This is a genomic window from Arthrobacter sp. TJ-238 (genome assembly GCF_058269215.1).
Window position 1 is genome coordinate 278,229 of the sequence record NZ_JBZCNH010000003.1, and the last position, 18,595, is coordinate 296,823.

At 64.0% G+C, this 18,595-nt stretch carries 16 protein-coding genes and 2 pseudogenes; 8 read left to right on the forward strand and 10 right to left on the reverse strand.

Going from position 1 to position 18,595, the window contains the following annotated elements:
* Positions 1 to 79: 79 nt before the first annotated feature.
* The 4 genes from AC4D2O_RS07435 to AC4D2O_RS07450 are packed head-to-tail and all read right to left on the reverse strand — an operon-like array spanning position 80 to position 4,290.
* Positions 80 to 1,183, reverse strand: a complete 1,104-nt coding sequence (locus AC4D2O_RS07435; protein ID WP_490906163.1) for a zinc-binding dehydrogenase — start codon at positions 1,181 to 1,183, stop codon at positions 80 to 82.
* A 1-nt stretch (position 1,184) separates the two neighbouring features.
* Positions 1,185 to 2,192: a Gfo/Idh/MocA family protein gene (locus tag AC4D2O_RS07440; RefSeq protein WP_490906164.1), complete on the reverse strand. Its 1,008-nt coding sequence runs from the start codon at positions 2,190 to 2,192 to the stop codon at positions 1,185 to 1,187.
* On the reverse strand, positions 2,189 to 3,316 hold the full coding sequence (locus AC4D2O_RS07445) for a glycosyltransferase (RefSeq protein WP_490906165.1): 1,128 nt from the start codon (positions 3,314 to 3,316) through the stop codon (positions 2,189 to 2,191). Before AC4D2O_RS07445 ends, AC4D2O_RS07440 begins: the two co-directional genes overlap by 4 nt.
* Positions 3,317 to 3,318: 2 nt before the next feature.
* Positions 3,319 to 4,290, reverse strand: coding sequence for a glucosyl-3-phosphoglycerate synthase (locus tag AC4D2O_RS07450; protein ID WP_490906166.1), 972 nt, complete (start codon positions 4,288 to 4,290; stop codon positions 3,319 to 3,321).
* A gap of 213 nt (positions 4,291 to 4,503) precedes the next feature.
* On the opposite strand from AC4D2O_RS07450, the gene AC4D2O_RS07455 reads away from it, so the two are divergent.
* Complete coding sequence (locus AC4D2O_RS07455) at positions 4,504 to 5,187, forward strand: histidine phosphatase family protein (protein ID WP_490906167.1); 684 nt, start codon at positions 4,504 to 4,506, stop codon at positions 5,185 to 5,187.
* A 525-nt stretch (positions 5,188 to 5,712) separates the two neighbouring features.
* Here AC4D2O_RS07455 and AC4D2O_RS07460 read toward each other — a convergent pair.
* Both AC4D2O_RS07460 and AC4D2O_RS07465 read right to left on the reverse strand, forming a co-directional pair.
* A complete protein-coding gene (locus AC4D2O_RS07460) occupies positions 5,713 to 6,351 on the reverse strand; it encodes a hypothetical protein (protein WP_490906168.1) in 639 nt (212 codons plus the stop codon).
* A gap of 409 nt (positions 6,352 to 6,760) precedes the next feature.
* Positions 6,761 to 7,168 carry a four-helix bundle copper-binding protein gene (locus tag AC4D2O_RS07465; protein ID WP_490906169.1) on the reverse strand — a complete coding sequence of 136 codons (408 nt, stop codon included), beginning with the start codon at positions 7,166 to 7,168 and terminating at the stop codon, positions 6,761 to 6,763.
* A 297-nt stretch (positions 7,169 to 7,465) separates the two neighbouring features.
* Here AC4D2O_RS07465 and AC4D2O_RS07470 point away from each other — a divergent pair, with 297 nt between their 5' ends.
* The 5 genes from AC4D2O_RS07470 (at position 7,466) to AC4D2O_RS07490 (ending at position 13,427) form a co-directional block, all read left to right on the forward strand.
* Entirely contained in the window at positions 7,466 to 7,828 is a 363-nt protein-coding gene (locus tag AC4D2O_RS07470; RefSeq protein ID WP_490906498.1) for a heavy-metal-associated domain-containing protein, read from the forward strand.
* A gap of 77 nt (positions 7,829 to 7,905) precedes the next feature.
* On the forward strand, positions 7,906 to 10,152 hold the full coding sequence (locus tag AC4D2O_RS07475) for a copper-translocating P-type ATPase (protein ID WP_490906170.1): 2,247 nt from the start codon (positions 7,906 to 7,908) through the stop codon (positions 10,150 to 10,152).
* A 958-nt stretch (positions 10,153 to 11,110) separates the two neighbouring features.
* Positions 11,111 to 11,791, forward strand: a complete 681-nt coding sequence (locus tag AC4D2O_RS07480) for a DUF305 domain-containing protein (RefSeq protein WP_490906171.1) — start codon at positions 11,111 to 11,113, stop codon at positions 11,789 to 11,791.
* A 307-nt stretch (positions 11,792 to 12,098) separates the two neighbouring features.
* On the forward strand, positions 12,099 to 13,178 hold the full coding sequence (locus AC4D2O_RS07485) for a T6SS phospholipase effector Tle1-like catalytic domain-containing protein (protein WP_490906172.1): 1,080 nt from the start codon (positions 12,099 to 12,101) through the stop codon (positions 13,176 to 13,178).
* Positions 13,179 to 13,202: 24 nt separating this feature from the next.
* Positions 13,203 to 13,427, forward strand: coding sequence for a hypothetical protein (locus AC4D2O_RS07490; protein WP_490906173.1), 225 nt, complete (start codon positions 13,203 to 13,205; stop codon positions 13,425 to 13,427).
* A gap of 204 nt (positions 13,428 to 13,631) precedes the next feature.
* On the opposite strand, the gene AC4D2O_RS07495 is transcribed toward AC4D2O_RS07490, so the two are convergent.
* Complete coding sequence (locus AC4D2O_RS07495) at positions 13,632 to 13,910, reverse strand: GVDTG sorting domain-containing protein (protein WP_490906174.1); 279 nt, start codon at positions 13,908 to 13,910, stop codon at positions 13,632 to 13,634.
* 266 nt (positions 13,911 to 14,176) lie between these two features.
* Between AC4D2O_RS07495 and AC4D2O_RS07500 the strand changes: the two genes are divergently transcribed.
* Positions 14,177 to 14,539: a recombinase family protein gene (locus AC4D2O_RS07500; protein ID WP_490906500.1), complete on the forward strand. Its 363-nt coding sequence runs from the start codon at positions 14,177 to 14,179 to the stop codon at positions 14,537 to 14,539.
* Here the strand turns inward: AC4D2O_RS07500 and AC4D2O_RS07505 are convergent.
* The 3 genes and pseudogenes from AC4D2O_RS07505 to AC4D2O_RS07515 all read right to left on the reverse strand — a co-directional run.
* Positions 14,456 to 14,746: pseudogene (locus AC4D2O_RS07505) on the reverse strand (hypothetical protein); the annotation flags it as partial. The gene AC4D2O_RS07500 and the pseudogene AC4D2O_RS07505 overlap by 84 nt on opposite strands.
* A gap of 577 nt (positions 14,747 to 15,323) precedes the next feature.
* Positions 15,324 to 15,840: pseudogene (locus tag AC4D2O_RS07510) on the reverse strand (recombinase family protein).
* Between the two features lie 218 nt (positions 15,841 to 16,058).
* Positions 16,059 to 16,637 carry a recombinase family protein gene (locus AC4D2O_RS07515; RefSeq protein ID WP_490906175.1) on the reverse strand — a complete coding sequence of 193 codons (579 nt, stop codon included), beginning with the start codon at positions 16,635 to 16,637 and terminating at the stop codon, positions 16,059 to 16,061.
* Positions 16,638 to 16,708: 71 nt separating this feature from the next.
* Here AC4D2O_RS07515 and AC4D2O_RS07520 point away from each other — a divergent pair, with 71 nt between their 5' ends.
* Positions 16,709 to 18,478 (forward strand): IS30 family transposase, encoded by a 1,770-nt coding sequence (locus tag AC4D2O_RS07520; RefSeq protein WP_490906176.1) that lies wholly within the window; start codon positions 16,709 to 16,711, stop codon positions 18,476 to 18,478.
* Positions 18,479 to 18,595 lie beyond the last annotated feature (117 nt).

Below are 18,595 nucleotides of genomic sequence, written 5' to 3' on the forward strand. Positions count from 1 at the left end.
CACCGGACATGATCACAGGTCATTCGCCTCGCGACAGCTCGTGACGGGGCAGCCAGAAAACAGCGGCGACGATACCTACTTACAGGTATCCGGGGGCTACAGCGAAAACAGCAGTAAGGACATGCCGTTGGCGCTGGGAGACGTCATGTATCAGCCGCGATGCGTCGTCGTAGGGTACGACGTCGGAGATCAGGTGCTTGCGGATCACATCGCCGTGGGAGCGGAGCAACTTGATGGTTTCAGCGGAGAGCCGGGCACGGTCCCAGTGCCCCGCCAGGCCGCGGGGTACCCGGCCGATCTGCGCGCAACGTAGGTTCAGTCCGTTGTGATGGAACTCCTCGCCGAGGCGCACGGCGTCCGCTCCGCTGGTATAGAAGGCCAGATCGATAATGCTTCCCTGAGGGCGGGCGGCACGGAGGGCGGCATGGAGTGCCTCGGGACGTCCACGGCATTGGAACACGACGTCCGCTCCCCGGTCTGCGGGGCCATGGCGCCACCGTGTTTTCAGTAGCTTGCCGGGATCGTCGTCCAGGTCCAGGGCCAGGAAACCCAGGTCTGCCGCCACCCGGCGGCGGCGGGGGTCCGAGTCTGCGACGGCAACCTCGCGCGCGCCGAGCGACTGGGCGAACAGGGCGGTGAGAAGCCCGATGGGACCGGCTCCGGTAACCAGCACCTCACGTCCGTCCACGCCATCAGCAAGACCGCGGACCATGCCGCCGGTTGCCTCCGCTGCCGCATGCAGCAGACCGTTGGCGCAGATCGGCCCGAGGTGCGCCACGAAGACGCCCAGCAGCGGATCAAGGTCCTCGCCCAGTAGCACCAGATGCTCATTGAGCGGATCCGCCACATGCGCAGTGGCATGCCCGAACGCGCAGGCGAGGACGTCTCCCTCCGAGAATGCGGCAGTTCGCGATTCCGCTACCCTGGCAACTTCCATATAGCCGAGCCTGCGAATCGGGTAGGCGGTGCCGGCGGAGTGCGGCAAGAAAACGCCCAGGTCGGGATCAAGTCGCGACCGCAGCCCAGGGTGGTCCCCTTTCACAAAGGCAAGTTCCGTGCCCGCGGACAGGCCGGTGACGAGGGTTTCGAGCAGCAGTCCACCCTCGGGAACGTCGGGTAACTGCTCCTCGATGATTTCCAGGGAGCCAGGTGCCGGGATGACGAGGTTGCGGCGGCGCTTCACCCTATTGTCCCGCGGACCGCTCTTGGGGCAACCTCACCGGCAGTCCGGTGCGGGCCGATTCAGCGATGGCGCAGCCAAGCCGATGACTTCCCAGGGCCTCAGCATAGGGAGTGCGCGTGGCTTCCCGCTCACCTTGGACGGCTTCGATGAATTCCCGGTCCACCGTTACCCGTGGGTCCTCCGCGCTTTCCAGATCCGTTCGTGAAGTGCCGTTGAAGCTGCTGAGGCCGGCTTCGGATACCTCCAGGTACAAACCACGGCTCACCGTATGTAGAGCAGCCCGGTGTTTGGCGGCCAGCACGGACGTCGCGGCCAGCGTGGCCACCGCTCCGGAGGCGAAGCGCATTGTAGCGGCCGTGGCGTCGTCGACGTCATCGGATTCCTGGCTGGCGCTGCCTGCTGTCTGCCTGTCGGTTTCCGGCGCGCCGCGGATGCCGGCGGCATAAACTTCGACGACGTCGCCAAGGAGGAAACGGGCAGCGTCCAGAACGTGGGTCAGCTGTTCCACCACCTGCCCCCCGGAGCGGTCCACCCGACCCCACCACGGGACCGGCGGGCGCTTGTCGAGCCAGTAGCCGCTGGCCAACAGGGCAGGCGCCTCCGCCAGCAGATCGCGCGCGTGCTCCATGGTGTCGGCGCAGCGCCAGTGGTATCCGGTGCCGGTCACCACACCGGCAGCCTCGACGAGCACTCCGATTTCTTCCGCGCTTTCCCGGCCCAGACCGACCGGCTTCTCCACGAACAGAGGTAGGCCCCGGGAGAGCGCGGCGCGCTCACCCGAACCGTGCGCGAAGGGAGGAACACAGACATAGGCGGCATCGGCATCCGTGAGGTCGAGCGCTGTCTCGGGGTCGGTGAAGGCTCGTGCGTCCAGCTCTCGGGCCAGTTTCTCCGCCGCCTCCGGATGGGCGTCGGTGACACTGGTGATCCGGACGCCGAGCTGCTGCAGGGTGCGCGCATGGCGCTGCCCTACGGAACCGGCCCCGATAAGAGCTACTTTCACCGTCATCGAGCCTCCTGAAGAATCTGGTCGTATAGGTGCAGGTAGCTGGCGGCCATCGCCTCCGGCGTCCAGATGGACGCCGCCTCGATGCAGTCCTCGGCACGGATACTGTCCAGCTTCTGCAGGAACCCTGCCAGCTCCGGTTCCTCGGCGGCAAGAAACCCGGTACGGCCGTGCTGCACCAACGAGGGCAGCACCCCTAACGGTGTCCCAACGACGGGAACGCCCCGTGACAGGGCTTCCACCACCCCTGTCGCTCCGGGCTCGGCCCATCGGTTGGGCGCCAGGAGTACCCGGGCGGAACGCAGAACGCGTTCCTTCGCTTCGCCGCCGACACCCCCGATCCACCGGTACCTGTGTCCGTCGAGCAGCGGACGAACCTCGTCCTGGAAGTAGATGACATCGGGGTGGGATGCGAGCTGGGCGTCACCGGACGCGAGACGGCGGTCCAGCTCCGCGGGATCATCGATGCCGGCAACCGGCCCGGCGAGTACCAGCGGCAAGCCCGCCTGCCGGCAGATCCGCACTGCCGCATCCTGCCCCTTGTCCCGGGTGATGCGGGCCAGCACCAGGGCATGATCTGCTTTGTCCGCCCGAATCTCCAGTGCCGGCGGGGCCGCAAGCGGGACGACACCGATGACCTGGCGCCGCAGTGCCTCCGGTGCGCGGTCCAGCTGGGACTGCGATACCGCGGCGAACCGGACACGACCACGACCGTCGAAGGATTGATAGAACGCGCCGTGCTTCGCCAGATCCCAGTGCAGGGTCTGCAGCACTGGCGGGGCGGCCGTACCCATCGCAGCAAAGACTGCAGGTCCCACGACTTCGAGATGATCATGGACAACATCCCAGCTGCCACCGTCATAGATGGCCTGAACGATCCCCTGCATCTGGGCGTGCGCGATACCCGAGACCTGGTTGTAGGGCCGGGCGATCGCGGCGAACTGCGGCCCGGCCAACGGATACAGGTAGCCGTCGGCTTCGATCGTGCTGGTACCGACGGTGGCCAGCGTGACATGAACACCGGCCCGGCGCAGTTCGGGAATCAAGGTGGCGATGACCGTTTCGATGCCACCGTAACCGGAGGGTGGGACGGGCAGCCACGGGCCGGCATTCATGAGAACCCGCACGCTCAGGCCCACTCGCCGGTCAGGGACCAGTATTGTCCGATGTCCAGCATGGGCGGGCGTTCGGACACCCCGACGACGGCGGTGTCCCCAATGTAATTTTCCCCGTTCCGCAGGAACTGCGTCAGTTCCACGGTGCGGGGGGCAGCCGGGGCAAGCCCGCGCCTGTGAAGTCTCGCCTGCACGGTGAGATGGATCTGCATCGCCATCCTGGCCAGCTCCCCATCGGTCGAGTTGCGGTGACGGCGCTCTCCGAGATCCACCTGAGCCATACCGTTCAGGCCCACCGTTTCCAGCACATCGATCAGCATGCCGATCTCGACTCCGTAGCCGGAGACAAACGGTATGCATTCGAGCAGGCTGCGGCGCGCGGCGTACTCCCCGGCCAGCGGTTGGACGACCCCCGCCAACTCGGGCCAGAAAAGATTCAGCAGGGGACGCGCCACGAGTTCGGTCACCCGGCCACCCCCGGCCGGCATGACCTTCACCCCGTCGTCGAGGGGGCGGTCGTAGTAGCTCTTGACGAAGTGAATCTGCGGATCCGTCAGCAGCGGACCGAGCAGACCGACCGCGAACTGCGCGTTGAATTCCCGCAGGTCGGCATCGATGAACACGATGATGTCCCCCGAAGCGATCGCCAGGGACTTCCACAGCGCTTCGCCCTTGCCAGGAATACATCCGGTGTCCGGCAGGATCTGGTCCTGGTGCGCGATCGTGGCTCCAGCGGCCGCCGCCACCGCGGAGGTATCGTCCGTGGAGTTCGAATCGATCACGATGATCTCGTCCAACAGGGGCAGCTCTTCCATCAACTCGGCGCGCAACGCGGTGATGATCGACCCGATAGTTGCTGCCTCGTTCTTCGCAGGGAGCACCACGCTGACCCGCTGACCTTGCTTGCGCTCCATCAGGTCCTGCCGGTGGAACACGCTCCCCCGGAAGCTCCGGACCGAATACCAATCCTGAACCTCTGCCCGCATGCCGGTTTCCTCTCGCCAAGCGTCCCGGTGGACCCCGACCCGTCTATGGATAGGATCAGGTCGAAGCCTACGGTTCCGCCAAGCCCTTGGGAATAGATCAAGAACCCGGCGGTCCGTGACCGGACGCCGCTTCGATCGGGACGGCGCAGGCCTGGATCAGAGTCGGATCATGGCCGGAAGCCTTGGGGAAACCAACGGCACTGAGGAGAATTGATGCACCAGACACGGGCCAGCGGAACCCCTCCCCGTCTGGTGCTATGGAGGCATGGGCAGACTGAATGGAACGTGCTCGAGAAAGCACAGGGCCACGCAGACATCCCCCTCGATGCAACCGGTCGCCGCCAGGCACAGCAGGCCGCGAAGCTATTGGCTACCTTCCAGCCCCGCTTCATCTGGTCCAGCGATCTGGAACGCGCCCGGCATACCGCCGCCGAACTGGCCCGACTGACCGGTCTGGAACCGGTGTTGGACAAGCGGCTCCGCGAATACCACGTGGGTATCCGGGAAGGTACCACCTTCGGCGAGTTCCGGCAGCAGCACCCGGACGTTCATAGAAAGTTCTTCACCGAAGAGAACTACCGGGTTCCCGGTGCCGAACTGCCCTCGGAGGTGAACCAGCGGATGAAGACCGTGATGGTGGAGGCAGCCCGAGCCCTGCACGGCGGCGGCACCGGTGTGCTGGTCGGACACGGGGCAGCCCTGCGCAGCGGACTACTGGCCTTCTTCGACGCCCCAGCCCACATGCGCGAGATGTTCGCCGGCATGGCCAACTGTGCCTGGACCGTTCTGGAAGAACACCCCGACCGCGGCTGGCAGATTATCGACTTCAACGCACAAACCCTGCCCGCGACGTCGGTGCCGCTGGCCGACGACATGCCGGCCGCGCACGACGCATAGAACCAGACCGGAGCCGCGCGCCGGCCAATCCTTCTTTCAGGTGGCAGCGCGTCCAGCGCATCAGCGGCAGATGCAGGATACTTGCCCGGTAGGGAAGAGCCCGGTCAGGTATGACCAGATAGCTTTCCGGGCTTCCAGCACTTGTTCTTGTCGATGGGCGCCCGCAACAGGCGGAGATCCCCTCTGGTTGTGCATGGCGATGCATGAACACCCACGGTCGACGCTTTTCAAGACAGGCTGACGGGTCGAATTCCGGGCGTTCCCTCCCGCCGTAAGTACAGGACATCCCTTGTCTCGAAAACTTGTCTCGCCGTGTTTCATGGCAGAAGTGCTCGCGCTCCCCACAGTCAGCACCGGGCCGAACAGCCCGCTGGCAGACACCAGCAACGAAGCCCATCTTCCACTTGGACCGGCAACATCCGAAGGGAACCAGCCTGTCCCCAGCGCCCCCTCCAAAGCTCTATAGCAATCACCTGGACGGCTCCGGTGTGTCCTCATTCGGCCGGTTGGAGGTTATGGGCAGTATCAGTCGGAATGCTCTGCCGATTCCTTCAGCTCCTGGCACAGGTCGACCACATCCCTGGTCGTGTTCTTCAGCACCTCGGTGGATTCGGGTTCGAGAGCGGCCTCATCGTCGGTGAGAACGGTTCTGATGGTCACCTTGCCGTCCTCGAAGTAGCCGAACTCAGGAAAACCCGCTGCGGCCAGCGCAGCGGCATCAGTCTCACTTACGGGGTAGATGACAGAGGGCCCCCCGATCTTCTCCTTGATGGTCAACCCGTCCGCCGAGATGTAGATGTTCGCGGGTCCGGAATTGTCGAGTTCGTCGAGAAAGCCTCCGTGCGGCAGATCTCCGCCGGGTTCAGCGATCACATCCGTGGTGATGTGACCCCGGAGCTTGATCACCGTCGTCCCATCACGCTTCACCCGAACTTTCTCGTACGAGTCTCGGACGTCCCCAGCCCTCAAAGTGATCGTGGTGCCGCACGCGGTAAACACAACGTCCTCGTAGTAGCTTGCGGGCGCCGGCTGATACCCGTCGGTTTCCGGGGGCGGCCACGGTGCAGGGGTGTCCTCCTCGTGAGCGGTGGCGGCCGACGCGGATCCAGCGACAAGAGACAGCGTGGCGAGGAGGGAAAGGCACAGCTTGTTCTGGGTATTCATTTCAGGCTCCTGAGTTCGGCAGGAGTACGGTTGCCGCGGATCCTGCCCTGATAAGCGTCGGATGCCCTGAAGGCGACTGGTCCGCTGACAGGACCGGCATCGCCGTATCCGCCAGTCCGGGCGCACACCGCGAGAACCTACGCCCGCTCTATCGGACTGTCAATAGAAGCCGGCCCCGAATGGCTACCCATCTAAGGGGAAGAGCCCGCTCCTATGAGCTGGAATGAGGACCTCAAGTGTCACTACCGCACCTCCTCCCCCGGGTCGCCGCGGTCAACAGCTGACCACGGGCGCCGAGAATGAGCACTGAGAATGAGCGTGTGGCGTGATGGGGTGAGGGTTTCCGAAGGAGGTTCCTCGGTGGCTGCCCCTCGAGGCTGGGGCGTGGGGAAGCCACCGATGACCGAGCTCAGCTGAGAGTAGCGGCGAGTTCGCGGCAGGCCCTCTCGCAGCGGCGGCAGGCTTCGGCGCAGATCCTGCAGTGCTCGTGCATCTGCGCGTGCTGCTCACATTCATCGGCGCACGCCTTGCAGGCGACTTCGCAGGCCAACAGGACAGCTCGCGTGATGTTCGCGTCGTAGCCGGTGTGCCGGGAGAGGACCCGGCCGGTCGTGGTGCAGATGTCTGCGCAGTCGGCGTTCGTGCGGATGCACTTTGTGAGTTCGGCAACCATATCTTCGCTCAGACACGCGTCCCCACACGCCGTGCAGGTCTGTGAACACTCAAAACAAGCCGCAATGCATTGGGCCAGTTTCTCGCGGTCGATGCCGCCAAGATCCTTCGGGTACGTCTCGAGCATGGAGGTGATGTGAGTCATTGTTCCGCTCCTCTTCCGTCGGTCTGCTGAAGGTCAAGGGGCATCCGGGACCGGCGCCCCGAGTGTCACGCTAGCCCCCACTCACCATCACCGGCCATGAATTCGTCGATGTGAAGGCCATGCAGAATCTCCTTGACAGATACCCCAGGGGGGTATAATTTCGTTGCTGTCGGGCTCTCCTGTGAGGCGCCCGGCATGACATCCGGAACTGTCGTGATGTTGGGCGGGCTCACTGATAGTGACCGCCTGCAGCGCTTCGGTTCCCCTCACGCATTCGCATGTTCCTCGGAGGTTCCCATGTGCGGCACATCTGCTTTGTCGACTGCTTCACCCACTGTTTCGTCCACCGTTTTGCTTCCCGCCACGGAGAAGAACTCCTCCGGGTGTTCCTGCTGCGCCCCTCAGGAGGCTGTAGCGCCGGCTGCTCCGGTCACGTCCGATGACGTGTCCGCGGCGTTCCCGGTTCTTGGTCTGACGTGCGGCTCCTGCGCGTCCAGGGTGAGCGGGGCTGTCGGGAAGATCACCGGGGTCCGTGAAACGCGCGTCGACCTTGTCGCCGGAGGCACTTCCACCCTGCATGTCACCAGCGCCACACCCCTCGACGCCGAGGTTGTCGCCTCGGCGATCAGCGACGCCGGATACCAGCCGGCGTCCACCTAGTTCTTGCAGCGCTTGATGCAGGAGCGCTGCAAGGCCTAGAACATATCTGCTCTCAGGTGCCCCGGAAGGGCTCGATCATGACGAACAACGCGCACTACCACAACCACCACCAGGGATCCCCCGGTCCCACCGCCACAGAAGCTGCAGTCAATGGCAGTGATGATGTCCACACCACCCACGGCCAGGCGATGCCCCAGGCCGATGCTCACTCCGCTCTCGCCGAGACGCAGCATCCCACGAGCCACACCGGTCATTCGGGACATTCCGGCCGGGCTGTCGATGAGGATCATCAGGTCCATTCGCACGGGGAGCATGCCGGGCATTCCACGGCGATGTTCAAGAACAAGTTCTGGCTCAGTCTGGTCCTCGCGATCCCCGTGGTCGCGTTCAGTCCGATGTTCACCATGCTCTTCGGATACATGCCACCGGAGTTCCCGGGCTCGATGTGGATCGCCCCGGTCCTGGGCACGGTCATCTTCGTCTACGGCGGGGCCCCGTTCCTCAAAGGCGGGGTGACGGAACTGAAGTCCCGGCAGCCGGGCATGATGCTGCTGATCGCGATGGCGATCAGCGTCGCGTTCATCGCGTCCTGGGTCACCACGCTGGGTATCGGCGGGTTCGACCTGGACTTCTGGTGGGAGCTCGCCCTGCTGGTGGTCATCATGCTGCTCGGGCACTGGATGGAGATGAGGGCTCTCGGCTCAGCCGCCGGCGCCCTCGACGCCCTGGCCGCCCTCCTCCCCGACGAAGCCGACAAGGTCACCGGATCCGGCGTCGAAACCGTCCCGGTGAGCTCCCTGGTCACCGGGGACATCGTCCTCGTCCGCTCCGGCGCCCGAGTGCCGGCGGACGGACAGATCATCGACGGGACCGCGGAGTTCGACGAGTCGATGATCACCGGGGAGTCCCGCACCGTATCCCGCACAATCGGTGAGACCGTCGTCGCCGGAACCGTCGCAACCGACAATGCAGTGAGGGTGCAGGTGACCGCGGTCGGCGCGGACACCACCCTCGCCGGGATCCAGCGCCTGGTCGCCGAGGCGCAGGCCTCCTCCTCGAGGGCTCAGGCCCTCGCCGACCGGGCCGCGGCCCTGCTGTTCTACTTCGCCCTCGGCGCCGGCATCCTGACCTTCATCGCCTGGATGGTCCTCGGAAGCCCGGACGACGCTGTCATCCGCACGGTCACCGTCCTCGTGATCGCCTGCCCGCACGCCCTGGGTTTGGCGATCCCGCTGGTGATCGCGATCTCCACCGAACGGGCCGCGAAAGCCGGGGTGCTGATCAAGAACCGCATCGCCCTGGAGAGGATGCGCACCGTCGACGTGGTCCTGTTCGACAAGACCGGCACCCTCACCGAGGGCCAGCACGCCGTCACCGCGACCACCACTGTCAACGGTGTCACCGAGGCCAAACTCCTGGCCCTGGCGGGGGCCGCGGAAGCCGACAGTGAGCATCCGGTCGCCCGGGCCATCGTCACCGCCGCACGGTCCAATGCCGACGCCGCGAACCTCGGCTACACGGGCACGGGTTTCGCGTCCATGACCGGTCGTGGTGTCCGCGCCTCCGTGAACGGGTACGACGTCGCCGTAGGAGGCCCCAACATGCTCAAGGAACTCGGACTGGGTACCCCTGCCGACATCGGTGGGACGGTGCAGGAATGGGTGGGCCGCGGCGCGTCGGTGCTGCACGTCATCCGCGACGGCTCCGTGATCGGCGCGGTCCGGCTCGAGGACAAGGTGCGGGAGGAATCCCGGGCCGCCGTGAAGGCCCTGCAGGACCGCGGGGTGAAGGTCGCGATGATCACCGGCGATGCACGCCAGGTCGCCGACGTCGTCGGCAAGGAGCTGGGCATCGATGAGGTGTTCGCCGATGTCCTGCCGCAGGACAAGGACTCCAAGGTCACCGAACTGCAGTCGCGCGGACTGAGAGTCGCGATGGTCGGCGACGGCGTGAACGATGCCCCCGCCCTCGCCCGGGCGGAGGTGGGCATCGCCATCGGCGCCGGAACAGACGTGGCCATGGAATCGGCCGGTGTCGTCCTGGCCGGGAACGACCCGCGGGCAGTGCTGGCGATGATCGACCTGTCCCGGGCCAGCTACCGCAAGATGATCCAGAACCTCGTCTGGGCCACCGGGTACAACGTCCTCGCCGTCCCCCTGGCCGCCGGCGTGCTCGCGTTCGCGGGGATCCTGCTCTCCCCCGCCGCCGGCGCGGTCCTGATGAGTGTGTCGACGATCGTGGTCGCCCTCAACGCGCAGCTGCTGCGCCGGATCGACCTCGACCCGAACAGGCTGGACGACCGCACGAGCACGAGCACGAGGTGATGTTGGGCTTGCTGATGAACGCGAATCGGCCGTGAACCGATGATCCTGTGACGCCAACGTCGACCGACAGGATCGGATGACAGGGTCAACGGGTTCCCATTGGGCGTCGCCCTCTGGTTGGGCTGGAATGAAACGATAAAATCTAGGAAGCAAGGGAAGGGGTGGTCCATTGGCCAGGACTCGGCTGACACGGGCCATTGCTTCCCTTCGGACTGCGCAACGCTCCTTCGTGCCGTTCGTTCTGACGTTCACCGGGCTGACGGCCATCATCGTTGGGATCATCGCGATGCACGTATGGATGGGCGGACACGGTTCGACGTCCCACCACGCCGCCACCGCCACCGCCACCCCGATCAGCACCCCAGCTACATCGCCGACCACCATGATGGTCGCTGCAGCGGACAGCACCGCAGTACACACGGTGGGAGCGCCCGGACATGCCCATGATGGTCGCGTTGACCGGACAATAGCAGGGGCTTTGGGCGACACGGCTGCTGTCCACGCTGCCGCAACAAATACTGCTCTGGCTACTGTGTCCGGTACGACGTCGGGTACCGCCGACGGTGGGATCCTCGCCGGATACTGCGGGGACTGCGCAGACGAGATGATGCTCGGAATGTGCGTGCTGGCGATGATCGTCGCCGGCACCGCCTGGCTGCTCACTCCTGCCGGTCGCGCCCTGCTCTCGACCGTCGTCCGTCGCGGCCCCCCTTTCCTGGGCCGGGCATCACGACCTGCACCTGCCCCTTCGCTGACTCTTCTCTGTATCAGCCGGACATAGGATCCGCGGCCCGCACGCACTCCTTTTCAGGGGTGGCAGGGCCACTTTCCTGGTTGGGGCGCGTCCATGTGCGCGGCCCGGCAACTTCCTCCACGGCGACCGGTATCTCACCGACTCGTAGACGCTGCGAGGGATTGATCGTATGTCCCCACCTGAGTGTTGAAGGATCTGACCACCATGAAGCGTTCTTTTTCCGTTGCATCCCTGTCCGTTGCCGCCCTGATCACCCTTTCCGCCTGCGGTTCGTCCTCCGGCGGAGATATGGAGGGCATGGACATGGGCCAAGAAAGCTCCGCCGCGGCTGCCCCCACAGCGAGCACTGAATCCAGTGCCGGTGCGTCGCCGGGTGCCTTTGATGAGGCTATGGCTGAGCACAACGACGCGGATGTGATATTCGCGCAGATGATGATCCCGCACCACCGGCAGGCCGTGGAGATGAGCGAGACGATCCTGACCAAGGACGGCATCGACCCGCAAGTCACCGAGCTCGCGACCATGATCAAGGAGGCGCAGGGCCCTGAGATCGAGACGATGACCGGATGGCTCGAGGCCTGGGGCGAGCCCATGGAACCCGAAGTCGGCATGGAAAGCCGCGACATGGGCGGCTCGGGAGACATGGGGGGCATGAGCGGGATGATGAGTGAGAACCAGATGGCCGAGCTCGAGTCCGCCGAAGGCGTTGAGGCATCGCGCATGTTCCTGGAGTCCATGACCGCCCACCATGAGGGCGCGATTGACATGGCTCAGGACGAGATCGACAACGGGCAGAACCCCGATGCGGTCGAACTCGCCGGAACCATCGTCGAGACCCAGCAGACCGAGATCGATCAGATGCGGCAGCTGCTCTCCACCCTGTAACCCGCAGAATCAGCTGAACCCTCGCCAGGGAGGCATTGCCCGGGGTGAACGTGACCCGTTCGGCGATGAACTCGAAGCCCGCGAGTGGTTGGCCACCCAGCCTGCCCCTACACCCCTTCCCTCTGGGAACACCATCGCGTCGGGGCCGTCAGAACCAGCCCGCTCCCCCACCCGCCACAACAGCGGCTGGTGACGAATGATGATGCGGTGCAGGTCTGAATCAGGTCCTCCTCATCGGCAGGGCCGTCACGGGCTCCGTTGATTAGGCTGTTGTGTTGGACCAGCAGCTAAGGGCGAGAGGGCACAGATGAATATCACGCTCTTCCTTGATGGGACATGGCAGGATCGCGACGATAACACCAACATTGCGCAGCTCCACGAACGTACCGCTCCCCGGGACTCCGCAGGAGCAGTGCAGGAGATCTACTACAACCCGGGTGTGGGAACAGGTGCCGGTGTCTGGAAGCGTCTGACCGGTGGAGCCTTCGGCGGGGGCCTGAATGAGGACATCATCAACGCGTATCGTTTCATTGCCGAGCGTCACCGCTGCGACGATGACCTGATCTACCTTTTCGGTTACAGCCGTGGTGCCTTCACAGCACGTAGCCTGGCCGGTGCCATCGCCAAGTGCGGGGTCATCGCACCCGATGTCCTTTCAGCTGAGGCAGTATTCGCCCGCTACAGGCGAGGAAGTGGCGCCCCTGGTCTGCGGGAAATGCAGACCGAAGGAGAACCGGCGACAACAGCGGAGGACCACCTCCTCCTTGAACACTCGCGGCTCGTTCGCATTCGGTTCATCGGGGTCCTCGACACCGTCGGTAACCTCGGCATTCCCGGAGGCGTCGGGCGCTGGCTCGCCCGCGGCCGTTACAAGTTCCACGACACAGCACTGAGCGGGCTGGTGGATCACGCCTATCACGCAGTAGCGATCGATGAGCACCGCGCGCACTTGACGCCCTCGCTATGGACCGACGTACCGATTCCAACCGGTGATCACACCACGCACGTTGAGCAGCGGTGGTTCGTTGGTTCCCACACCAACGTCGGCGGCGGTGGCACGTCAAAACCGGGCGTCGCCAATCCCCTCTCGGTGCTCACGCGTGAGTGGATCGCCAGACATGCGCTTGAGGCCGGACTCGCACTAGAACCACCGGCAGTACCTCTCGAGGGGAACGAGTGGCGGGGACCGATCCGCTTCTATGCCAATGCCCTCTGCGGCATAGCCCGCTTCCTACCCTGGAACAAGCGACACCTGCGCCCAGTGCGCACCAGCATAGGTGAAACAGTAGATGACTCAGTACTGCTGCGCTGGGGAAAAGGAGACCCTCCTTATCACCCGAGGAACCCGAACCTCTCGCCATGGGTCCAGGAACGCAGCAACCATTGAGTGCAGACTCCCCCTGAGCCTTGAGTGACGAAGCGGGGACGCTCTTTAGACCTGCGCTACGACATCGTTCGCGAAGTCGACGAATTCCGCATGCCCGAATCGCGCACCATGCCGATCCACTACGCGAAGCGGATGGACGAACGGATCGAGGAGTTAGTCATGCGCGAGGAGTTGATCATGCTCACCGCGGCCGAGCTGAACGACGAGAACTGCCGGCTACGTCACTCCCCAGCCGCTACTTGGATGTGAAGCGTCGCTGCAGTTCCTCCACCTGTGGGCGGGTGGAGCCCGAAGGGTGGAGCTCAAAGCCGTGCACTTGTGGGTGAACCGGTCGCTTCGGACTTTGCATAACCATTGCCCCTGCCGGACACGGAGAAGCGCCGCACACGGTAGGTGTGCGGCGCTTCCCCGTTCAGCTCGTGATCACGAGGTGGTCAGGAAATGCGGCTGATGTTATGCCTTGGCGCTGCTGCGGCGCACTGCGTAGGTTCCGCCGGCTGCTGCTGCGAGGACGAGTCCGCCACCGAGGGCGAGCATGCCGGTCGAGCTGGAGGACTCGGTGGCGACACCGGTGTCGGCTCCGCCGTAGGGCATCTCGCCCATCTGGGTCTTCATGAGCGTGCCGCACAGGGCGGGCGAGGTTGTGCCGAGGGGAAGCTCGGGAGCGATCTCGGAAGGGCTGCCGAAGACCTCGGGTGAGACGCCGGCAGTTGCCGGGTCCAGGCCGTGCACGACGACGACGGCGGTGCCGGCGGCGAGCGACTTCTGGGTGGCCTCATCGATGGTGATGGTGCGGTTGATGGAGTAGGTGCCGCCCTGGCCGCCGAGGGCGAGGTTGAGTCCCTCGGCGGGGGTCGACGCACCGGAGGCAGCGCCAGGAGTCCCAGGAGCGGGCGCATGTAGTGCTAATCGCCGGCTGGTTCGTAGTCCCAGTCGATGCGCTGAATGTCGGCGACCATGAGGCGCTTGAAAGGAGTCCCGGGATGCTCGTCGGCTACATGCGCGTGTCGAAGTCCGACGGATCGCAGACCGCCGACCCGCAACGGGACGCCCTGCTCGCAGCCGGCGTCGACGAGGCCCAGCTGTACGAGGACCTCGCCTCGAAGAAGAAGGACGACCGCCCCGGGCTGACCGCCCGCCTGAAAGCTCTCTGGCAGACGGGAGGGTTAGCAGAACCTTCAGGAGTCGCCTGCGTCGGCCTCAGGGGTTGGGTCTTCGGTAAGCCAGTTGATCGCTTCACGCTCGTTGTGAAAGTGCCGGCTTGGTACCGCGGATCTGTGATTGAACGCGGTGAGCACCCTGCCGACCTCGTCCTGGCTCAGTATGGCAACCCGGGTCGAGGCGATGTCGTCGACGAGTAGCTGCTTGGCCTCGGGTGTGATGCGGTCGACCAACCCAATGTGCACGAGCATGGGCCGTGTCCCGTAAGGAGACATCGCGCTGATCGCCGAAATCCTTGATCGAACATCATCAGCGTCCATAGTTACGCCCTCAGTCCACCGCACCCGCAGAAACCCACCCTCGTCACTGACCGTGTAGCGAGGCGTAACACCGTAATCCGATGGCATTCATTCACTCCCTACTGAGTCTGGTTCGGTTCCCAGCTCTGGCCCAGTCCCTGTCTGTCACATTCTCGGTTCTTCCAGCGTAGCGGGATTGGCGCGTGCTGGGGTTGGGCGGTCATGTGGGTCGAGAGCGCGGTCTCGGATCTGACACAAAACCTGGGAAGGTGGTGGCTCTCGGGTACTAGGAGGGCCCGCACTACGATAACAATGCAGCGCAACAAAACTCAGCTAGCACGACAGACCGTTCACGTTCTAGGGGCGGTTTGATAACGAAAAGACTGATACCGATATTGCTGCTAGCAGTCGGGGTGGTCCTCATGGTCGCGCAGATCCATGCAGAGAGCGAACCTGGAGCCATTCCACTGGCACTCATCACACTTGGTCTCGGCCTGCACTTCATCACGCGCGCTCGAAACTGCCGGCACTCGTAGTCGCCCGCTCCCCAGCAAGTATGTCTACACGCTTTGCGAGCAGGCCTGCTATGAGAGTTGGCATCAGACCCGATTAGGCCAATTCATTCGCGTCGATACTCAGGTAGCGGTACACGGTCGCGCGGCTAGCCCCGGCGATCTTCCCAACATCAGCTGGTGCGAGTCCTTACGCTTTCAGGGTCTCGAGCACGTCTGACCTTCGCATGATCGGCGGTGGCTTCCCGCCGGCCAGCCTTCCGCCCGTGTTCCGCGGCCGCCGCCATACCCGCCCTGGTCCGTTCATCAAGCTGGTCACGCTCGAGCTGAGCGAAGGCGGACCTGACGGTGAGCATGGCCCGCCCCATGGGCCCGGTCGTGCTGATGCCCTCGGTAGCGCTGCGGAAGTGCACCCCTGCTTTCTAGATCGTCGATGAGGGCCAGCAGGTTGCGTGTACTGAGTCCCAGCCGAGCCGCCTTCCACACCACGACCTCATCACCTCTTGGCAAATGATCGAGCAGCTTTTCGAGCTAGGGCCGGCTGGCCGTCGTTCCACTCACCCCATGATCGATGAAGATCCGATCGCAGCCCGCAGCAGTGAGCGCTGTATGCTGCAGATCCGCGTTCTGCTCCAAAGTGCTGACTCTGGCGTATCCGCTGCTTCCCATCTCCGCGTTCGCCACACTCATCAAAGGCCTGTTTTTCCTTTGTTGAAAATCGCTGATATGCGAGACATTGCTGAGACAGATCCCGGCCGCGAGTTCCCCGCTGATGATGGAGTTTACTGGCCCACCTCTCGACCACCTTGCTTATCCAGTCAAAGGATCCTTTGAGGAGAGCACGTATGAGGCGGTGGAGCACACCACATTTGGGGAAGCTGTGAACCCTCGAGACACCTTCGCGCCGGTTATGGAGTGGTAATTCGGGCTCGACGTTGAATCTCCCGGTACACAATGGTTCGGGAGACGCCCATGAGTTCGGCGATTTCGACCCGGGTATGTTGACCGGCGTCGACGAGGCCGAAAAGATGCTTGCGCTGGTGGTTGGAGAGCTTTGGTTGTTTGCCGCGGAGTCGGCCCTTGGCTTTGGCGATAGCCATGCCTTCGCGGGTACGAGCCCGGATGAGGTCGGATTCGAATTCGGCCACAATGCCCAGCACGTTGAACAAGAGTCGACCGATCGGATCTGTCGGGTCATAGATGCTTCCGCCGAGGCTGAGGGCGACGCCTTTGCGCGTGAGCTCGTCTGCGATGTTGCGGGCATCTGGGACTGAGCGTGCCAGTCGGTCGAGTTTCATCACGACCAAGGTGTCGCCTCTCCGGCAGGAGGCTAGCGCCTCCCTCAGTCCGGGCCGGGTGCGGTTCGTGCCGGTGAATCCGTGGTCGACGTGGATGTCTTCTTCATCCACGCCGAGAGCCATGAGCCCGACTTGCTGAGCGGTGAGGTCCTGGCCAGCCGTCGAGACGCGCGCGTATCCGATCTTCACGGAATCAGTGTTGCAGATAGGCCACTTGGATTCTGTTGGTCGAAGCAACACCTATTTGAGGGGTTTCTTCGATGTATCAACAGTTCGATTCGCCTACGGGTGCCAGGTTTCTTGCCTTCATCCGGGAGGGTAAAAGTTTCAGAGAGTCGATACGGTTGACCGGGATAGGCCATGGTCGTGGGTACCGGTGGTTACGTGATGAGTACCGTCGTTTGCGTGGTGAAGGCTTCGATCACGTTGTTGCTCAGGTCGAGCTCGGATTCACCTCGAGCTACGCCGAAAAATGGGAGCAGTGGTACCTCACCCACGACGGGCGCCACCACCTGCAATTGGACCCGGCAGTCGTGGAGGCGTTTTGGGCTGCTCATTCGACAGGCATAAGCGTTACGGCCGCCGGTGCCGTAGTAGGGCTGGATCATAAGACTGTATACCGGTGGGTCTATCAGCGCTTCGTGGAACTACGCAACGTCTCTTCGCTCACCGAGGTGGTTAAGAATCTGCGGTTGTCCTCCACGACTGCGACGAAGTGGGAACATCAGCGCCGGAAAGCGGTGGACGCTGAAAAGGCCAGGGTGGAGCAGCTCGACAGGGACGCGATACGTACGGCCAGGATTGTTGCCGAGCGAGTGGTCAAACCGGTGTCGCCGGCGCAGAAACGGCGTGCTCTGCGCGAGGCGCGGTACTGGGAGTTGGTGGGCTCTGGTACTACCAACGCTGCCGCCTGCAGGATATTGGGCGTGAGCAGAGCCGTCGGAATCAGGTACCGGAACCTTCGGGCAGCACAACCACGCCCCAGCACCACACCACCCTCCGGGCGGTACCTATGCCTGCAGGAAAGACTGCAGATGGCGGATCTGCTGCGCATGGGGTGCTCCCTGCGGGCGATCGGACGGGAGCTCGGCCGACACCCCTCAACCATCAAGCGTGAACTCGATCGGCACCGGGACGCCAAGGGTCGGTACCTGCCCCACATGGCCGATCATGCTGCCCGCCAGCAACGCCTCCGGCCACGAGAACGAAAACTCGTACTCAGCCCGCGCTTACATGCCCTGGTGCAAGCCAAACTCGCCATCCACTGGTCACCGGAGCAGATCTGCGGATGGCTGACCCAGCAGTTCCCGACAGAACCGAGCCTGCGCCTCTGCCCGGAAACCATTTACCAGGCACTGCTGTTCCATGACCACGGCGGGCTATGGGTAGAGGGGAAACCGCGGCTGCGTACGGGACGGAAGATCCGCAAACACCGGTGGCGCACCGGGGCGGGCAAAGGCCCGTCGGTGCAGAACATGACCATGATCGATCAAAGGCCAGCCGAGATCGAGGACAAGACAGAAGCCGGCCATTGGGAGGGCGACCTCATCGTCGGGAACAGCTCGATCTCGGCAATGGTGACACTACGAGAGCGGAAAACCCACTACGGGATCATCATCAACCTTCCGCACGGGCATACCGCGGCACAGACGAACGAGGCCATCATCACCGCCCTCGCAGACGTACCATCTCGCCTGAAGCGGACCCTGACCTGGGACCAAGGGGTTGAGATGGCCAGACACAAGGAGCTCGCCGCCGCGACCGGGCTACGAATCTACTTCGCTGAACGCTCCAGCCCCTGGCAGCGCGGCGCGAACGAGAATTTCAACGGATTGGTCCGCGAGTACTTCCCCAAGAGCACGGACCTCTCCGTGCACTCCGCCGATCGGGTGAAAGAAGTCGGCGACGAGCTGAACGCCCGGCCACGCAAGAGCCTCGGCTATCGCACCCCCGCAGCAGCCCTCCACGCAGAGGAACACGGTGTCTATGACTCATCGCGGATTGGCACCCAGACACCTAAGAGCCGGTAAAGGTGGTGCTGGTACTTCGTCGTGATCGATTGGAAGCCCCTCCGGGCGCCAGCATAGTTCTCCGCCGCTTCCCTTTCCCGGCGAACCACAGCGCTAGGCTGGGAGCGTCGCTTATTT